General features: G+C 68.1%; 17 protein-coding genes. 7 read left to right on the forward strand and 10 right to left on the reverse strand.

All coding sequences use genetic code 11. The features are described 5' to 3' along the window. Positions 1-37: 37 nt before the first annotated feature. The 8 genes from ACFSC3_RS09030 to lgt form a co-directional block, all read right to left on the reverse strand. Positions 38-352 carry an STAS/SEC14 domain-containing protein gene (locus ACFSC3_RS09030; protein WP_380940076.1) on the reverse strand — a complete coding sequence of 105 codons (315 nt, stop codon included), beginning with the start codon at positions 350-352 and terminating at the stop codon, positions 38-40. A gap of 124 nt (positions 353-476) precedes the next feature. Further along, positions 477-1,766, reverse strand: coding sequence for a homoserine dehydrogenase (locus ACFSC3_RS09035; RefSeq protein ID WP_380940077.1), 1,290 nt, complete (start codon positions 1,764-1,766; stop codon positions 477-479). A gap of 188 nt (positions 1,767-1,954) precedes the next feature. After that, the gene (locus ACFSC3_RS09040) at positions 1,955-2,908 is read right to left on the reverse strand and encodes an isopenicillin N synthase family dioxygenase (RefSeq protein WP_380940078.1); all 954 of its coding nucleotides are present in this window, start codon (positions 2,906-2,908) and stop codon (positions 1,955-1,957) included. A gap of 158 nt (positions 2,909-3,066) precedes the next feature. Then, on the reverse strand, positions 3,067-4,389 hold the full coding sequence (locus tag ACFSC3_RS09045; protein WP_380940079.1) for a cystathionine gamma-synthase family protein: 1,323 nt from the start codon (positions 4,387-4,389) through the stop codon (positions 3,067-3,069). Positions 4,390-4,433: 44 nt separating this feature from the next. Next, positions 4,434-5,207 (reverse strand): peptidoglycan editing factor PgeF, encoded by a 774-nt coding sequence (gene pgeF / locus ACFSC3_RS09050; protein WP_380940080.1) that lies wholly within the window; start codon positions 5,205-5,207, stop codon positions 4,434-4,436. 109 nt (positions 5,208-5,316) lie between these two features. Beyond that, on the reverse strand, positions 5,317-5,832 hold the full coding sequence (locus ACFSC3_RS09055; protein ID WP_380940081.1) for a GNAT family N-acetyltransferase: 516 nt from the start codon (positions 5,830-5,832) through the stop codon (positions 5,317-5,319). Then, positions 5,829-6,908: a class I SAM-dependent methyltransferase gene (locus tag ACFSC3_RS09060; protein WP_380940082.1), complete on the reverse strand. Its 1,080-nt coding sequence runs from the start codon at positions 6,906-6,908 to the stop codon at positions 5,829-5,831. The genes ACFSC3_RS09055 and ACFSC3_RS09060 overlap by 4 nt, the downstream gene beginning before the upstream one ends. Next, positions 6,905-7,786 carry a prolipoprotein diacylglyceryl transferase gene (gene lgt / locus ACFSC3_RS09065; RefSeq protein ID WP_380940083.1) on the reverse strand — a complete coding sequence of 294 codons (882 nt, stop codon included), beginning with the start codon at positions 7,784-7,786 and terminating at the stop codon, positions 6,905-6,907. Before lgt ends, ACFSC3_RS09060 begins: the two co-directional genes overlap by 4 nt. 537 nt (positions 7,787-8,323) lie before the next feature. On the opposite strand from lgt, the gene ACFSC3_RS09070 reads away from it, so the two are divergent. From ACFSC3_RS09070 to phbB, 3 genes are read left to right on the forward strand one after another with little or no spacing between them, the layout of a single operon-like run. Next, positions 8,324-10,477 (forward strand): xanthine dehydrogenase family protein molybdopterin-binding subunit, encoded by a 2,154-nt coding sequence (locus ACFSC3_RS09070; RefSeq protein ID WP_380940899.1) that lies wholly within the window; start codon positions 8,324-8,326, stop codon positions 10,475-10,477. Continuing rightward, complete coding sequence (gene hemH, locus ACFSC3_RS09075; protein ID WP_380940084.1) at positions 10,474-11,478, forward strand: ferrochelatase; 1,005 nt, start codon at positions 10,474-10,476, stop codon at positions 11,476-11,478. The genes ACFSC3_RS09070 and hemH overlap by 4 nt, the downstream gene beginning before the upstream one ends. Before the next feature lie 33 nt (positions 11,479-11,511). Beyond that, positions 11,512-12,234: an acetoacetyl-CoA reductase gene (gene phbB / locus ACFSC3_RS09080; RefSeq protein ID WP_380940085.1), complete on the forward strand. Its 723-nt coding sequence runs from the start codon at positions 11,512-11,514 to the stop codon at positions 12,232-12,234. 518 nt (positions 12,235-12,752) lie between these two features. Here phbB and ACFSC3_RS09085 read toward each other — a convergent pair. Then, positions 12,753-13,130 carry a glycine zipper 2TM domain-containing protein gene (locus ACFSC3_RS09085; RefSeq protein WP_380940086.1) on the reverse strand — a complete coding sequence of 126 codons (378 nt, stop codon included), beginning with the start codon at positions 13,128-13,130 and terminating at the stop codon, positions 12,753-12,755. 166 nt (positions 13,131-13,296) lie between these two features. On the opposite strand from ACFSC3_RS09085, the gene ACFSC3_RS09090 reads away from it, so the two are divergent. Further along, positions 13,297-14,274 carry an esterase-like activity of phytase family protein gene (locus ACFSC3_RS09090; RefSeq protein ID WP_380940087.1) on the forward strand — a complete coding sequence of 326 codons (978 nt, stop codon included), beginning with the start codon at positions 13,297-13,299 and terminating at the stop codon, positions 14,272-14,274. Between the two features lie 299 nt (positions 14,275-14,573). Here the strand turns inward: ACFSC3_RS09090 and rpmB are convergent, their stop codons facing one another. Continuing rightward, positions 14,574-14,870: a 50S ribosomal protein L28 gene (gene rpmB, locus ACFSC3_RS09095; RefSeq protein ID WP_380940088.1), complete on the reverse strand. Its 297-nt coding sequence runs from the start codon at positions 14,868-14,870 to the stop codon at positions 14,574-14,576. A 162-nt stretch (positions 14,871-15,032) separates the two neighbouring features. On the opposite strand from rpmB, the gene ACFSC3_RS09100 reads away from it, so the two are divergent. From ACFSC3_RS09100 to ACFSC3_RS09110, 3 genes are read left to right on the forward strand one after another with little or no spacing between them, the layout of a single operon-like run. After that, positions 15,033-15,263, forward strand: a complete 231-nt coding sequence (locus ACFSC3_RS09100) for a hypothetical protein (protein WP_380940089.1) — start codon at positions 15,033-15,035, stop codon at positions 15,261-15,263. Beyond that, positions 15,260-15,451 carry a YqaE/Pmp3 family membrane protein gene (locus ACFSC3_RS09105; protein ID WP_380940090.1) on the forward strand — a complete coding sequence of 64 codons (192 nt, stop codon included), beginning with the start codon at positions 15,260-15,262 and terminating at the stop codon, positions 15,449-15,451. Before ACFSC3_RS09100 ends, ACFSC3_RS09105 begins: the two co-directional genes overlap by 4 nt. A gap of 11 nt (positions 15,452-15,462) precedes the next feature. After that, a complete protein-coding gene (locus ACFSC3_RS09110) occupies positions 15,463-15,912 on the forward strand; it encodes a nucleoside deaminase (RefSeq protein WP_380940091.1) in 450 nt (149 codons plus the stop codon). Positions 15,913-15,969: the final 57 nt, after the last annotated feature.

Consider the following 15,969-nt stretch of genomic DNA (forward strand, 5'->3'; position numbering starts at 1 on the left):
CGCGGCTCATCACCGCGTGTCCACGGTCGCGCCGCGGTCAGGCCGCCGCAGGCCGTTCGAGAAGCCAGGCGAGTGCGGCGGTTGGGTCTTCGAACAGGCGACGGTTGCCGTCGATCGAATAGACGACGCGGCGGACCTGAAGGCGGGCGATCGCGCTGGACGTGACGACAGCGATCCTCCCCGGAATGGGGAAGTCGCGGACGCGTTGGTCCATATAGGAGACGACCTCGGCGGTCTGGACGGGATCGTCGCCCATATCCATCCGCACGAGATGGCCCGGGCCGACACGGTGCGCGGCATAGCCTGCCTGACGCTCGTCCATATAGGCTTTGGCCTGCGGCAGCGTCAGCACCGTGTGCAGGGCGGTATCGACCAGATTGATCTCCGGGCGGAAACGGACGGAGTAGCCCGACGTCGCATGCGGAAGGGTTAGGCGGAATTGCTTAGCCTATCGTAAATCCCGCCGCGCCGGCGCCTTACCCCAGAATGTGCATCCACATCGGGTCGCCCGCCAGACTCTGCGAGCCCCGCAGCTTCTCCAGCGCCTGCGCCACGCAGCGCTCCGGACCTTCGTGCGTGACGATCGCGACCAGCACATGGCCGTCGCTGTTGGCGCCGCGCTGGATCAGGCTTTCGATCGACACGCCGGCATCGCGCATCGCGGCGGCGATTTCGGCCAGCACCCCGACCTTGTCGACGACCGCGAAGCGCAGATAGGCGCGGCCGCGGCGTTCGCCGGTGTCGGCGGGGGCCGGCTTGGCGAGCGCGGAGGCGGGCATGGCGAAGGCCGAGCCGAACTCGCCGCGGGCGATGTCGATCAGGTCGGCGACGACGGCCGATGCGGTCGGCCCGTCGCCGGCGCCGCGGCCCTGGAAGAACAGGCGACCGACGAAATTGCCATCGGCGACCACGGCGTTGAGCGAGCCGGTGGTGTGCGCCAGCGGATGGTCGACCGGGACCAGATGCGGGTGAACGCGCTGGAACAGGCCGTGGGCGTCCGCCTCCGCCACGCCGACCAGCCGCACGCGGTAGCCGAGCGCGGCGGCCTCGGCGATATCGGCGGCGAGCACGTGGCGGATGCCGGTCACGGCAACGTCGCCGAACGCGGGTTGGGTGCCGAAGGCGAGCGCGGCGAGCAGCGACAGCTTGTGTGCGGCGTCGACGCCATCGATGTCGAAGCTGGGGTCGGCCTCGGCATAGCCCAGCGCCTGGGCCTCGTTCAGCACCTCGGCGAAGTCGCGGCCCTCGGCTTCCATCTTCGACAGGATGAAATTGCAGGTGCCGTTGAGGATGCCGGTCACGCGCTCGATCGCGTTGGCGGCGGCGCCTTCGCGCAGACCCTTGATGACCGGGATGCCGCCGGCGACGGCTGCCTCGAACTTCAGCGCGGTGCCCTGTGCCTCGGCGGCTTCGGCGAGTTCCAGACCGTGGTGGGCCAGCATCGCCTTGTTCGCGGTAACGAACGCCTTGCCGGCGGCCAGCGTCTTGCGCGCGAGGGTGAGGGCGGGGCCGTCCGATCCGCCGATCAGTTCGACGACGACGTCGGCGCTTTCATATTCCGCCAACGCGGTCGTGTCGTCGATCCAGTCGAAGCGGGTCAGGTCGACGCCGCGGTCCTTTGCGCGATCGCGGGCGGAGACGGCGACGACTTCAATGGCACGGCCCGCGCGACGCTTGATCAGGTCGCGGTTCGCGTCGAGCAGGCGGATGACGCCGCCGCCCACGGTTCCCAGGCCGGCCAGTGCTACGCGAAGCGGTTCGGTCACGTCAAAATCCCCCAGTCACGATCGTCATCCCGGCGAAAGCCGGAATCCAGTGCCGCAAGCGATACTGCCTGTGGCCCTGGATGCCGGATCAGGTCCGGCATGACGGTTATGGGGACGGCGTCGCCCCCGCTCGTGAGGGAGCGCCTAGCGCCTCGGCCGCATGCGGCCAAGTCCGGGCCGCCATAGAATTACTTCTTGATCAGCCCGATCTCGACCAGCCGCTCGTGCAGGTAGTCATGGCTGCTGATCGGCGTTTCATAGCGATTAGGACGATCGGCGGTGATCGTGCCCGGCAGCGTCTCGATCATGAAATCGGGCGCGGGGTGGAGGAAGAAGGGCATCGAGTAGCGCGAGAAGCCGCGGCGCTCGGGCGCCGGATTGACGACGCGGTGGGTGGTCGAGGGCAGGACATGGTTGGTCAGCCGCTGGAGCATGTCGCCGACGTTGACGACCATCGCGCCCGCCGGCGGCTTGACCGGCAGCCAGGTGCCGTTCTTTTCGAGCAGTTCCAGGCCTGCTTCCTCGGCACCGAGCAGCAGGGTGATGAGGTTGATGTCCTCATGCGCCCCGGCGCGGACTTCGGGCGCGTCGGCGGGGACCGGCGGATAGTGGAGCAGGCGCAGCACGGAATTGCCGTCCTCCACCGCATGTTCGAACCAGTCCTTGTCGAGGTTCAGGTGCAGCGCGATCGCCGACAGCAGGCGCAGGCCCGCATCGTCCAGCGCCTTGAACAGGTCGAGGAAGGTGTCGCGGAAGCCTTCCGGCCGGTCCGGCCACAGGTTGGCCGGCATGTGGCTTTCGAAGCGGTGGCCCTTCGCGAGTTCGCGGCCGACGTGCCAGAATTCCTTGAGGTCGACGTGGGTCGCGCCCTTGGCGATCTCGGTCTTGAACGGCGTATAGCCGCGCGCGCCGCCGCCGCCCTCGACGAAGAACTTGCGCTTTTCGTCTTCGGGCAGGTCGAAGAACGCCTTGGTCATCGCCCAGGCGCGCTCGACGACGTCATCGGGCACGCCGTGATTCGACACCATCGCAAAGCCGAACCGTTCGAACGATTCGCCGAGCGCACGGGCGAATCCTTGCGGGTCGGCGGCCTGTTCGCTCATGTCGAGCAGCGGAACCTGGGCCATCGGGGTGTCGAGCATTTTGGTCGTGTCCTGAGAGGTTTAGGGCGGGGGTATAGGGGCTTATTTCGATCCTCACCACCGTCATGCCGGACTTGATCCGGCATCCAGAGCCAAGAGCGACATCGCTCGCGACTTTGGATCCCCGTTTTCGCGGGAATGACAGTGGAAAGGGCGGGTCAGATCGCGTCCAGCGCGGCCTCGAAATCTGCGATTAAGTCGTCGGCATCCTCGACGCCGATCGAGATACGGACCAGCGAATCGGTGATGCCCAGCGCGTCCTTGCGCTCCTGCGGGACCGACAGATGGGTCATGCCCGCCGGGTGCGACGCCAGCGTCTCGGTACCGCCGAGGCTCACCGCCAGCTTCGCGATCTTGAGGTTGTCGAGGAAGGCGAAGGCCTCGCGCTCGCCGCCCTTCAGGTAGAGCGAGAAGGTCGAGCCCGCCCCGGTGCAGTTGCGGCGGTAGATGTCGGCCTGGCGGGCGTCGGGGCCATCCTCCAGGAAGCCGAGATAGCCGACGCGGTCGACCTTCGGATGATCGCGCAGGAAAGCGCAGACCTTCGCCGCATTCTCGCCCGCGCGGCTCATGCGCAGTTCCAGCGTTTCGAGGCTACGCAGCAGCATCCAGGCGGTGTTCGGGTCGCAGATCGTGCCGATCGTGTTACGCATCAGGCGGATGGTGTTGATGTGCGCCTTCGACCCCAGCACGCCGCCCGCGACCAGATCGGAGTGGCCGCCGGCATATTTGGTCAGCGAATAGACGACCAGGTCCGCGCCCTGCTTCATCGGTTGTGCCCACAGCGGGCCGAGGAAGGTATTGTCGATCGCGATCGGCGGGCGGTTCTCGCCGGTGAAGATCGCATCGCGCGCGGCCGCCACGGCCTCGACGTCGACCAGCGCGTTGGTCGGGTTGGCCGGGCTTTCGAGGTAGATCAGCGCGACGTCGCCGCTGGCCTTCGCTTGGCTCAGCACGCGGTCGATCTCCTCCCGCGTCGCACCGGCCGGGAAGTCGAGCCACTTCACCCCGAACTTGCCGAGGATGCGGCCGATCAGCGTCTCGGTCGCCGCATATAACGGTCCGGAATGGACGATCGTGTCGCCCGGCTTGACCATCGCCAGGAACAGGGTCGCGATCGCCGACATGCCCGACGAAAACGCCAGCGCATCCTCCGCCTCTTCCCAGATCGCCAGCCGGTCTTCCAGGATTTCCTGGTTGGGGCCGTTGAAGCGCGAATAGACGAGACCCTCGGCACCGCCCGGACGCTTGCCCGTCACGCCCTCGAAATGGCGCTTGCCCGCTGCGGCATTGGGAAAGACGAAGGTGGAGGTCAGGAAGATCGGGGGCTTGAGCGACCCTTCGCTCAGCATCGGGTCATAGCCGTGGCCCATCATCATCGTCGCCGGCTTCAGCTTGCGGCCGCCGATGGTCTTCGGGCCAGGATCGCCCTTGCCCTGCGGGGCGGGAGCGCCGGTCACGTCGGCTTCGGTCTTGTCGGCCATGCATTCTCTCCGAATTTAATTCTGAGCGAGCCTAGCCGATCGTATCAATCGTTACCAGTTAGCCCGATGATACTGATCTGCCGGCCCGCGTCGCCTTCGGCACGGTGCGTCGCGCGGCGGTAGCTGAAGAAGCGGGCTTCGTCGGCATAGGTGTCCGCCCCGACGATCTCGACCGTGCGAACCCCGGCGCGGGCGAGGCGATAGGCGACATAGCCGGCCAGGTCGAACATCGCATGGCCGGCGGTCGCGTCGCGAAAGAAGCGGTCGGCCTCTGCTTCCTCGGCGGCGAAGCGCTGGCGGAAGGCGTCGTCGACTTCGTAGCTGGCTTGCGCGATACACGGACCGACCGCGGCGACGATGCGGTCGCGGTCGGCGCCCAATGTTTCCATCGTCAGCAGCGTCGTGTCGGTGACGCCGCCGAGCGCGCCCTTCCACCCGGCATGTGCCGCGCCCACGACGCCGGCCGTCACGTCGGCGAACAGTACCGGCGCGCAGTCCGCGGTCAGGATGCCGAGCGCGATGCCGGGACGATTGGTGACCAGTGCGTCGGCATTGGGGCGGACGGCGGGATCGAAGGCGTCGAGCACCGCGACCGCATCGGCACCATGGACCTGGTACAGCCCGGCAAGCTGCGCGCCCGGCACCACCGCCTCGGTCGCGCGGCGGCGGTTCTCGGTGACCTTCGCCGCATCGTCGTGCGAGCCGATGCCGCAATTGAGGCTGGCATAGGCACCGTCCGACACACCGCCGGCACGCGTCAGGAAGCCGTGCGCGACGCCCGTAAGGGCGGTAGTGCGGATGACGGGGACGTCGGTCATGGGTTTCCCTTCGTCATGCCGGACTTGATCCGGCATCCAGAGCCAACAGCGACACGGCCCGTGACCCTGGATGCCGGATCAAGCCCGGCATGACGGGTTTGGGGTGGGCTCACAGCGCCAGCACCATCAGCCGATCCTCGTCGATCTGGTCGCCGACCGGAAAGTCGTAGCGGCCGACATCGACGAAGCCGCGTCGGGCGTAGAAGGCCTTCGCCCGGTGATTGTCGACATAGACCGACAGCGCCAGCGTATCGGCGCCTTGCCCCCGCGCGGTCGCGATCGCCCAGTCGAGCAGGGCCGGCCCGACGCCGTCGCCGTGGTGCGAGGACGATACGTACAACTGGTACAATTCGACCGCGTTCGCATCGTCCGCCTGCGGAAAGGGGAGCGCGTTGGGGCCGAGCTTCGCGAAACCGACGATCCGCCCGGCATCAGTCGCGAGCCGAATGGTGAAATCCGGGTCGCTGATCTGGCTCGGCAGGCCGTTCGGCCCGAACACTTGGTGCAGGAACGTCGCGAGGTTCTCGCTCGAATAGAGCGTCCCGAACGTCTCGGTGAAGCACGCCCGCGCCATCGCGGCGAGTTCCGGGCCGTCGCCGGGGACGGCATCGCGATAGTCGATCACGCGAACCCCGCCGGTTTGGGCCAGCCGGGCGCGGTGACGGCGATGACGCCGAACAGGTCGCCCATCTCGCCCTCGTTCACCAATCGGTTGCGCGCGACGATGACGTCGGCACCGCCCTTGACCGACAAGGTCGCGGCGCGGCCGTCGATGCCGAGCGCGCGGAGGAAATCGCCCTGGCTGACCGGGCCATGCACTTCGGCCCCCTCCGCGCGTGCCGCCTCGGCCAGCGTCGCGAAGTCGACATGCGCGGTCAGGTCGGCCTCGCCCGGCGTGTCGAACGGGTTGGCGGGGGCGTGGCCTTTCACTGCCTGCAACGTCTCGCCGATCGCGGGGCCTTCATACCCATAGTCGATGACCAGCGCCGCGCCGCCCTGCTGGACGATCCGCTGCGCCAGCGCGCGCATCGTCGCCACCCCGGCGGGCGAGATTTCGAGGATCGACCCGTCCGGCGCATCGCGCAAAGGTTCGGGAATGATCGGATCGAAAATCGTATTGCCGACCACCGGCAAGAACAGCGTGTCCTGACAGGCGACCAGCCGCTCGCGCCAGCCGTCGAGCGTCTTCACCAGCTGGCGGATCGGCAGGGCGTCGAAGAATTCGTTGGCGACGCAGATCAGCGGGCGGTCGTCGGGCAGGCCGACGATGTCCATGCACCATTCGGCCGCCGGCACCCGCTTCGCCTGTTCGGCGCGGAGCACGGGCGAGGTTTCGACGAACTGCACGCCCGGCGTGAAGCCTGCCTTCCCCATCACGCGCAGTGCATCGGCCGCCAGCGTGCCGCGTCCGGGACCGAACTCGACATAGTCCGCCGCCGGCTTCCCGGCGCGTGTCCACAGGTCGGTAATCCAGGCGCCGGCCAGCTCGCCGAACATCTGGCTGATCTCGGGCGCGGTCGTGAAGTCGCCACGCGTCCCCAGCGGATCGCGCGTCGCATAATAATGCGCGTTCGCCGCACCCATGAACTGCGACAGCGAAATCGCGCCACCCAAAGTGATCGCGCGCGCCAGCCGCTCGGGCAGCAACTCCTCCGCCGCGTTCTGCGCGCGGGCGGCAGGATCGGGCGTCAGCTCGCTCACGCGATGCTCGGCCCGCCCGCGATCGGCTCGACGCGGGTGCGGCGCCCCTTGGCGGTCCACATCAGGTAGATGCCGATCACGATCATCGGCAGGCACAGGATCTGGCCCATGTGCAGCACATTGGCGAAGAAGGTACCTTCGAATTGGCGGTCGGGTTCGCGGAAGAATTCGATCAGCAGGCGCGCGGTGCCGAAGAAGGCGAGGCCGAAGCCGGTCAGGAAACCGGGCTTGTAGCGCGCATCGGTCCGCCAGAAGAGATACGCCATGATCAGGAAGGGGATCAGCCCCTCGCCGAACGCTTCGTACAGCTGGCTGGGGTGGCGCGCCGGATCGGCGCCGAATTCGACCGTGCGCGGGAAGACGATGGCCCAGGGCACGTCGGTGGGCTTGCCCCACAATTCGCCGTTCACGAAATTGGCGAGCCGGCCGAAGAACTGGCCGATCGACGCGACGCAGCCGACATAGTCGAGCACGCGCAGCATCTGCAGATTCTCGCGCCGGCACACCCACCAGATGGCGGTCATCAGCCCGACCAGCCCGCCGTGGAACGACATGCCCCCGTCCCACAGGCGCAGGATGCTGACCGGCTCCAGCAGCATCTTCGGCGCATAGAACAGCACATAACCGATCCGCCCGCCGAGGATGATGCCGAGCGTCGCATAGAAGGCGAGATCGTCGACATGCCGTGCCGCCATCGGCGCACCGGGCTGGCGCACCAGCTTCATCAGATACCACCAGCCGATGAGGATGCCCGAAATATAGGCGAGCGAATACCATTTCAGCGTGAAGAAGCCGAGGTCGAGCGCGATCGGGCTCAATCCCAGGTCCTCGTACCGGATATGACCGGCGGCGGCGTTGGCGAGCATGGGCAGCAGCAAGGGGATGCATTCCCGGAGAATTGTTGTTGTGGGTGCTCTAGGGTCCAAACCCAATCAATCCAATGGCCGTGATTGCCCTATCGTGTTCGTCCGGCAAGAAGCGTGGTGCAGCAGGTAGCGGCGCTACCTGCAAGGCTCGCGGCCGGGCCCCCGCAAAGTAGTACTTTGCGGGGTACCCCGACGCAGACCGGCGGACGCGATAGGGCAACCGCGTAGGGCACCCATCAAAGTATTACTTTGATGGGACCCGGGAGCGGCGGGCCGATTTTGGCCCAGGGCTGCGTCGCTCGTCGGTCACGATGCAATAGCATCGCTCCACTCCTCGCTTCTTGCCCTGAACCAAAATCGGCTCCGTCACGGCCGTTGGATTGATTGGGTTTGGACCCTAGCGAGCGCGGGCGGCGGGCGATAGAGCGGGGTGGATGCTGGTCCGCACCTTCAACACAACCCACCGTGCTCCCGCGCAGGCGGGAGCCCAGGGTAATGAAGGTGATCGCTCGTGGCCCTGGGCTCCCGCCTGCGCGGGAGCACGATGTGATGCAGCTTAGCCGCCGCGCGATCCTGGCCGGTGGCGCGGTCGTCGGTGTCGCCGTCGCGTGGCAGGTCTGGCCGCGCGCGGAACAGGCTGCGCTGCCGACGGCTGATGGCGAGACCGCGTTCGGCGGCTGGATCAAGATCGGCAAGGACGGGCATGTCGTCGTCGCCGTGCCGCAATGCGAGCACGGACAGGGCGTGTACACCGCACTCGCGCAGATCGCGGCCGACGAACTGGGTGCCGACTGGCGGACGGTCGGCGTCGAAGCGTCGCCCGAAGCTGCACTCTACGCCAATCCGCTGGGGGCGGAGGCTGTGCTGGGCAAGGACGGCGGCTGGCTCGCGCAGGCGGCACCGATGCTGACCGGCGGCTCGACGTCGATTCGCCAGTTCGAACGCCCGGTGCGCACGGCCGCGGCGGGGGTGCGGTCGTTGTTGTGCAAGGCGGCGGCGCGGGAGTGGGGGGTCGACTGGCAGACCTGCCTGACCCGCGACGGCTTCGTCGTGGCAGGTGATCGCCGTGCCCGGTTCGGCGACCTGGCGGTGGCGGCGGCGGGCGAAGCCTTGCCCGCGACGCCGCAACTGCGCGTCGGTGACGAGGGGCGGCTGACCGGTACGGCGGCGCCGCGGCTCGATGCCCCGTCGAAGGTCGACGGCAGCGTCAATTTCGCCGGCGACATCCGCCTGCCGAACATGGCGTTCGCCAGCGTTCGGCAGGGGCCGTTCGGCGACAGCCGGCTGGTCCGCTACGACACCGCCGCGGCCGACCGGGTGCCGGGCGTGTCGCGCGTCATCGCGACCGATCGCTGGATCGCGGCGATCGGAGATACCTGGTGGGCGGCCAACCGCGCGCTCGAGGCGCTTGCCCCGCGGTTCGAGACGCCGGGGCCGCTCGTCGACGATCGCAGCATCGCCGTCGCTCTGGATGCCGCCCTCGCCGGGGAGGGCAAGCAACTGGCCGGGGCGGGCGACGTCGCCGCGGCTTTGGCAGGAGGGCGCGCATTCCGGGCCGAGTATCGCGTCGCCGCTGGTGTGCCCGCCGCGCTCGAACCGGTGACCGCGACCGCCAGCTATGAGCATGGCAAGCTGGTGCTGTGGATGGCGACGCAGGCGCCCGGCCTGGCCCGCGCCGCTGCTGGGCGAACGCTGGGGATCGCGGCGGGCGACGTCGTGCTCCACCCGATGATGGCGGGCGGATCGTTCGGCGCGGCGCTGGAAGTGACGGTCGCCGAACAGGTCGCGCACCTGGCGCGCGAACTCGGGCGGCCGGTCCAGCTGACATGGTCGCGGGCCGAGAGCCTGATGCACACGCCGGTCCGCGCTCCCGCACGGGCCCGGATGACCGCGCGGCTCGGCGCGGGCGGGATGGTCGCTGCATGGCGGACGGAGATCGCGACGCCGCCGGTCGGTCCTGCGCTTCGCAGCCGGCTGACGGGGACCGCGGCCCCCGGCGCTATCGCCGACCCGGTCGCGATCGACGGCGCGGCACCGGCCTATCGCATTCCCGCGCTCGCCATCGCGCATCACCCGGCCGACATCGGCGTGCCCGTCGGCTATACCCGCGGCGGCGCGCATATCGCGTCCTGCTTCTTCACCGAATCCTTCGTCGACGAACTCGCACGCCGATCCGAATCGGAGCCGCTGTCCTATCGCATCGCCATGCTCGGCGGCGCGCCGCGGCTGGCGCGATGCCTCTCGACCGTCGCTTCGCTGGGGGGCTGGCAGGGCGGGACGCCGGGCAGCGGTCAGGGGATCGCCTGCCATGCGATGGCGGGTTCCTATATCGCACTAATGGTCGAGGGCGGTCTGGGCGACGGCGGGGTGCCGCGGGTCGAGCGGATGGTGGCCGCGGTCGATGTCGGCCATGCGATCAATCCCGATCTGGTCCGGCAACAGATCGAGGGCGGGCTGATCTACGGCCTGGCGGCGGCGGTGGGGGCGTCGACCGGCTATTCGGGCGGGCTGGCCGACGTTCGATCGCTGCGCGACCTCCAGCTGCCGCGCCTCGCTTCCAGCCCCGACATCACGGTCGAGCTGATCGACAGCCGCGCCGACGCCGGCGGTTCGAGCGAACTCGCCGTGCCGGTCGTCGCGCCAGCGCTCGCCAACGCTATCTTCGCCGCCACCGGGCGGCGCATCAGGACACTCCCATTATGATCCCTGCCGGCCATCCGCCGATCCCGCCCGCGAAGGTCGGCGTGCTGCTCATCAACCTCGGCACGCCCGACGGCGCCGACGCGCGCGCGGTGAAGCGCTATCTCGGCGAATTCCTGTCCGACCGCCGCGTCGTCGAGATTCCGCAGATCGTCTGGCAGCCGATCCTGCGCGGCATCATCCTGACGACCCGCCCGAAGAAGTCGGCGCATGCCTATAGTCAAGTCTGGACCGATGCCGGCTCGCCGCTCGCCGCGATCACCGCGCAGCAATCTGCGGCATTGCAGGGCGCCTTCGGGGATGGCGTAATCGTCGACTGGGCGATGCGCTACGGCAATCCGGCGATCGCCGACCGGATCGCGGCGCTGAAGAGCCAGGGGTGCGAGCGCATTTTGCTCGCCCCCCTCTATCCGCAATATTGCGCCGCGACGACCGCCACCGCCAACGACAAGGCGTTCGCCGCACTGGCCGCGATGCGCTGGCAGCCCGCGGTGCGCACGCTGCCGCCCTATCATGACGATCCGCTCTACATCGATGCCCTGCGCCAATCGGTCGAGGCTGGATTACAAGCTATTGATTTCGAACCAGATATTCTGCTCGCGAGCTTCCACGGCATGCCACAGAGGACGCTCGAACTCGGCGACCCCTATCACTGCCACTGCCGCAAGACCGCGCGACTGCTCGGGGCGGCACTTGGGCGTGAACTTCGTGTGACTTTCCAGTCGCGCTTCGGCCGGGCCAAGTGGCTGGAGCCGGCGACCGACACCACGCTGGAGGCGCTGCCGGGCGAAGGCAAGCGCAAGGTCGCGATCGTCGCACCGGGCTTTTCCGCCGACTGCCTGGAGACGCTGGAGGAACTCAGCATCCGCGGGCGCGAAAGCTTCGAGGGCGCCGGCGGCACCCATTTCGCCTATCTGCCGTGCCTCAACAGCAGCGACGTCGGCATGGCTATGTTGCGCAGCATCTTGTCGCGGGAACTTGCGGGCTGGGTATCGCTACCGTAGCGTAAACGTCGATCATAAAAAGGAGAGGACTGCATGGCACGCGTCGCAATCGTTACCGGAGGTACCCGCGGCATCGGCGAGGCCATCAGCCTTGCCCTCAAGGACATGGGCATGACCGTCGCCGCCAACTATGCCGGCAACGAAGAGCGCGCCCGCGACTTCACCGAGCGGACGGGCATCAAGGCGTACAAATGGGACGTCGCCGACTATGACGCGTGCCAGGCCGGCGTGCAGCAGGTGGCCGACGACCTCGGCCCGGTCGACGTCGTCGTCAACAACGCCGGCATCACCCGCGACGGCACGATCCTGAAGATGACCTACCAGATGTGGAAGGAGGTCATGGACACCAACCTCGGCGGCTGCTTCAACATGGCGAAGGCCGTGTTCCCCGGCATGCGCGAGCGCAAATGGGGCCGGATCGTCAACATTGGCTCGATCAACGGGCAGGCCGGTCAATATGGCCAGGTCAACTATGCCGCGGCGAAGAGCGGTATCCATGGCTTCACCAAGGCGCTGGCGCAGGAAGGCGCGCGGGTCGGCGTGACGGTCAACGCGATCGCACCGGGCTATATCGACACCGACATGGTCGCGGCGGTGCCGGCGGACGTGCTCGAGAAGATCGTCGCCAAAATCCCGGTCGGCCGGCTGGGCCAGGCGACGGAAATCGCGCGCGGCGTTGCCTTCCTGTGCTCGGAAGAGGGCGGGTTCGTGACCGGATCGACGCTGAGCATCAATGGCGGGCAACATATGTACTGACGGACGCAGGCGCGTCGCCCCGGCACGAGCCGGGGGACGGCGCCGGTGCAAGGCTGCGTGCAGCCAAGCAGCGCCCGGCACGGCCGGCGAGCCGCCAGGCTCGTCCGACGACGCGGGATTTACTCCCGCGTCGGGGCCGGTGGGTCGGGAAAACCGGGTCACACACCCCCGGACAGCGGCAAAGCCGCTGCCCCCACGTCGAACGGGCTCGGCGGATGCCGACCCCGCCGGCCGGTCGGCGCGCCGCGCTTCGCGCACCGGCGCGGACGTAGCCGCGCCTGCGCGCCGACACGGTTCGAGGGCCGATTCCTCGCGGAACCGGCCCCCGCCCCCGATACGCCACCCGGGGGTTCGTTTCCCGCTGCTACGCAACGCACGGGAAAGCTCTGGAATTTCGTGAGGGGCTAGGCGGACAGCGGCAAAGCCGCTGTCGTCGGTCGGGCCGCCCGATGGCGGCCCGCCGGCCGGTTCGCGCTACTCGCTGCGCGAACCGGCGCCGTCGCTAGCGCCGACGCGCCTTAGCGCGAGCGGACACAACCGCGCGGCGGGTCCGCCTTGTCGATCGCACGACCCGCGACCGCACCCAGTGCACCGCCCAGGATCGCACCCAGCGTCCGGTCACCGCGACCCGCCAGCGCATTGCCCGCCAGGCCGCCCGCGATCGCGCCGATCACCGTGCCGCCGTCACCGTCCTTGCACGGGTGCGAACCGCGGGTCGCATAGCGGCGATCGTTGCCACGATAGTTGCGGTAGCCGCGATCATAGCCGTAACCGTCATTATAGCCGCGGTCATAACCGTAGCCGCCGTAGCGCTGGGCCATCGCGGGGGTGGCTGCCAGGCCGCCGGCCAGGGTTGCGAACGCGGCACCGGCGAGCGTCAGTTTCTTGAACATCATGTTTCTCCTCGCGTCTTCACTCTCGTCCGGCGGCTTTCGATTCGGATCGTCGCCTTCGACAGACAGGTGATTCGCATATCGGCGGTGGCGCTTCGCTGAATGCGGCTGTTATCGTTCGTTCAGCGAAACGGGCTTCCGCCCGCGCCCGCGCACGGTAGGAGGGGCGGTGCGCATCCTGCTGATCGTCCTGGCCGTGTTGGTACTGCTTCCGTCGTGGAGCGGTGACGAGCGGCTGCCGCTGTTCGACCGTGTCCCGGACGTCACCGCAACCCCGGTCCCGCTATCGACCGCACGGCCGACGCTTAGACGCCTGGGCCCGCTCACCTATCTGGGCGGCGTCCAGCTGAGCAGTCGCACCTGGGCGTTCGGCGGCTACTCGTCGCTGCTGGTCCGGGGGAATCGCTTCCTGTTGCTGAGCGACGGCGGGCTGACCCTGCGGTTCACGATGGGTGACGACTGGCGACCGCACGCCATCAGCGTCGGGACACTGCCCGCGGGTCCGGGCACCGGCTGGCGCAAGCAGGAGCGCGACAGCGAATCGATGATCGCCGATCCGCGGACCGGCGAGTTGCTGGTCGGGTTCGAGCGCTACAACGAGCTCTGGCGATACGATGCCGGCCTGACCCGAGCGATTCGCCACCACGCCCCGAGCGCGATGGGACGCTGGCCGAGGAACGGCGGAGCGGAGGCGATGGCGTCGCTGCGCGATGGCCGCACCCTCGTCTTCTCCGAGGATAGGGATGCGCCGGGCGGTATCGGCAAGGAGGCGCTGATCTTCGCGGGCGATCCGACCGACCCGGCTGTGTTGCCCGAGCGCTTCACCTTCGTCCCGCCGGACGATTATATCCCGACCGATGCCGCGGTCTTGCCCGATGGTCGCCTGCTGGTGCTGGTCCGCGGCTTTGCGCTGTTCGACCTGTTCACCGCCAAGCTGGTGCTGGTCGACCCGGCAACGATTCGCACTGCTGCGAGCGTGCGGGGGCGGGAGATCGCCAGCTTCACCGGCGACGTGATCCACGACAATTTCGAAGGGCTGGCAGTGACGCGCGAAGGCGACGCGACGATCCTCTGGGTACTGTCCGACGACAACGGCCTGAACCCGATCCAGCGGACGCTGTTGCTCAAGTTTCGATTCGACGGGTGATCGTCATCCTGACGAACGCAATATCTTGAGCATCGAGCGGCTTATCAGGCTCACCTGTTACCGTTCGTGCTGAGCGAAGTCGAAGCACAGGAGTCCCGCCCCCCTTCGACTTCGCTCAGGGCGAACGGGTCAGCACAAAGACTTGGTGCTCTAAGATTCTAACGAGCCAAACCATCCTGCCCCGGAGCACAGCTACGCGATACACACCTCACGCACACGCGAAGCGCCGCCCCGACGCGAGTCGGGACGGCGCTTCGAGAAATCGATATGCGCCGACGTCGAGCGTCGGCGCAGGCGCGTTACGCGGCCTTGGTCTCGCCCAGCTTCTTGACGACGTCGCGCTTCAGGCGACGCGCGCGCAGCGAAAGGTCGGTGTCGCGCGTCTTGACCAGCCAGTTGTCGAGGCCGCCGTTGTGCTCGACCGAGCGCAGACCGTGGGTCGACACGCGCAGGCGCACGCTGGTGCCCAGCGCGTCGCTGATCAGCGTCACGTTCTGCAGGTTCGGCAGGAACGTCCGCTTGGTCTTGTTGTTGGCGTGGGAGACATTGTGGCCCACCTGCCGGCCCTTGCCGGTCAGCTCGCAAATGCGCGACATCGCTGTAAATCCTGATCTGCCAAAGGTCGAAGACGACCCGGAAAGGCCGCGCCCCTAGCGCAGGGTGCCCGATGCGTCAACCGATTCACGCCGACGCGATGCAACTTAGCACGCCGCGGCGACGTTTGGTTACGCGAACGATTCGAATTGGGGAGACGGTACATGCGCGCGTTGCTGGTTCTGCTGGGTCTGGCTGTGGTCGTGGTCATCATCCTGATGTCGCTGGGCATGATCTCCATCGACGGTGGCCGCCTGCCGCGAGTCGCGGTCGAGGGCGGACAGGCGCCCAAGGTCGATGTCGGCACGATCGACGTCGGTACGGTCAACAAGACGGTGCAGGTGCCGGTGGTCGACGTAAAGAAGGCCGGCAACACCACCGTCACGCCGCAATGAGGGCGAGTGCGGGCCAGTTGATCGCGGCCGTGCTGGTGCCACCGCTAGCGGTGTTCCTGAGACACGGGATCGGCCGCGACTTCTGGATCGCCTGCGTGTTGACCATCGTCGGCTTCCTGCCCGGCATGGCCTTCGCGCTCTGGATGGTCCTGCGCGGCACGGGTGACGGAACGCCCGCCGCCGTCTAGACCGGCGGGCGATGTTCCCGCTCCCGCCCCCGATGCGCGCCGCGCTCGATGCCGCTGCGAAAGCCGCGCAGGCGGGGGAGGTGCCGGTCGGCGCGGTGGTCGTGCGCGGCGGGGACGTCATCGCGGTCGCGGCCAATGCGCCGCGCGCGCTGCGCGACCCCACTGCGCACGCCGAGATGCTGGCGATTCGCCGGGCGGCGGCTGTGCTGGAACGGGACCGGCTCGACGACTGCGACCTTTGGGTGACGCTGGAGCCGTGCGCGATGTGCGCGGGCGCGATCGCGCATGCCCGGATCGTGCGGCTCTATTACGGCGCGAGCGACGCGAAGGGCGGGGCGGTGGAGCATGGGCCACGCTTCTTCGGTCAGCCGACCTGTCATCATCGGCCGGAGGTCTATTCGGGGATCGGCGAGCGCGAGGCTTCCGACCTGCTGCGGGGGTTCTTCGCGGCGAGGCGATGATTTTTCACGCAAAGGCGCAAAGGCGCGAAGATAAGACAGCAGGAGCAAGCGGGGTTT

Source organism: Sphingomonas floccifaciens (assembly GCF_042681125.1).
GTDB lineage: Bacteria > Pseudomonadota > Alphaproteobacteria > Sphingomonadales > Sphingomonadaceae > Sphingomonas > Sphingomonas floccifaciens.

Excerpts from the sequence above, each read along its gene's own strand:
- ACFSC3_RS09040 (WP_380940078.1), bottom strand. The coding sequence starts at position 2,908 with ATGCTCGACACCCCGATGGCCCAGGTTCCGCTGCTCGACATGAGCGAA.
- ACFSC3_RS09045 (WP_380940079.1), bottom strand. The coding sequence starts at position 4,389 with ATGGCCGACAAGACCGAAGCCGACGTGACCGGCGCTCCCGCCCCGCAG.
- pgeF (WP_380940080.1), bottom strand. The coding sequence starts at position 5,207 with ATGACCGACGTCCCCGTCATCCGCACTACCGCCCTTACGGGCGTCGCG.
- ACFSC3_RS09070 (WP_380940899.1), top strand. The coding sequence starts at position 8,324 with ATGCAGCTTAGCCGCCGCGCGATCCTGGCCGGTGGCGCGGTCGTCGGT.
- hemH (WP_380940084.1), top strand. The coding sequence starts at position 10,474 with ATGATCCCTGCCGGCCATCCGCCGATCCCGCCCGCGAAGGTCGGCGTG.
- phbB (WP_380940085.1), top strand. The coding sequence starts at position 11,512 with ATGGCACGCGTCGCAATCGTTACCGGAGGTACCCGCGGCATCGGCGAG.
- ACFSC3_RS09085 (WP_380940086.1), bottom strand. The coding sequence starts at position 13,130 with ATGATGTTCAAGAAACTGACGCTCGCCGGTGCCGCGTTCGCAACCCTG.
- rpmB (WP_380940088.1), bottom strand. The coding sequence starts at position 14,870 with ATGTCGCGCATTTGCGAGCTGACCGGCAAGGGCCGGCAGGTGGGCCAC.
- ACFSC3_RS09100 (WP_380940089.1), top strand. The coding sequence starts at position 15,033 with ATGCGCGCGTTGCTGGTTCTGCTGGGTCTGGCTGTGGTCGTGGTCATC.
- ACFSC3_RS09105 (WP_380940090.1), top strand. The coding sequence starts at position 15,260 with ATGAGGGCGAGTGCGGGCCAGTTGATCGCGGCCGTGCTGGTGCCACCG.
- ACFSC3_RS09110 (WP_380940091.1), top strand. The coding sequence starts at position 15,463 with ATGTTCCCGCTCCCGCCCCCGATGCGCGCCGCGCTCGATGCCGCTGCG.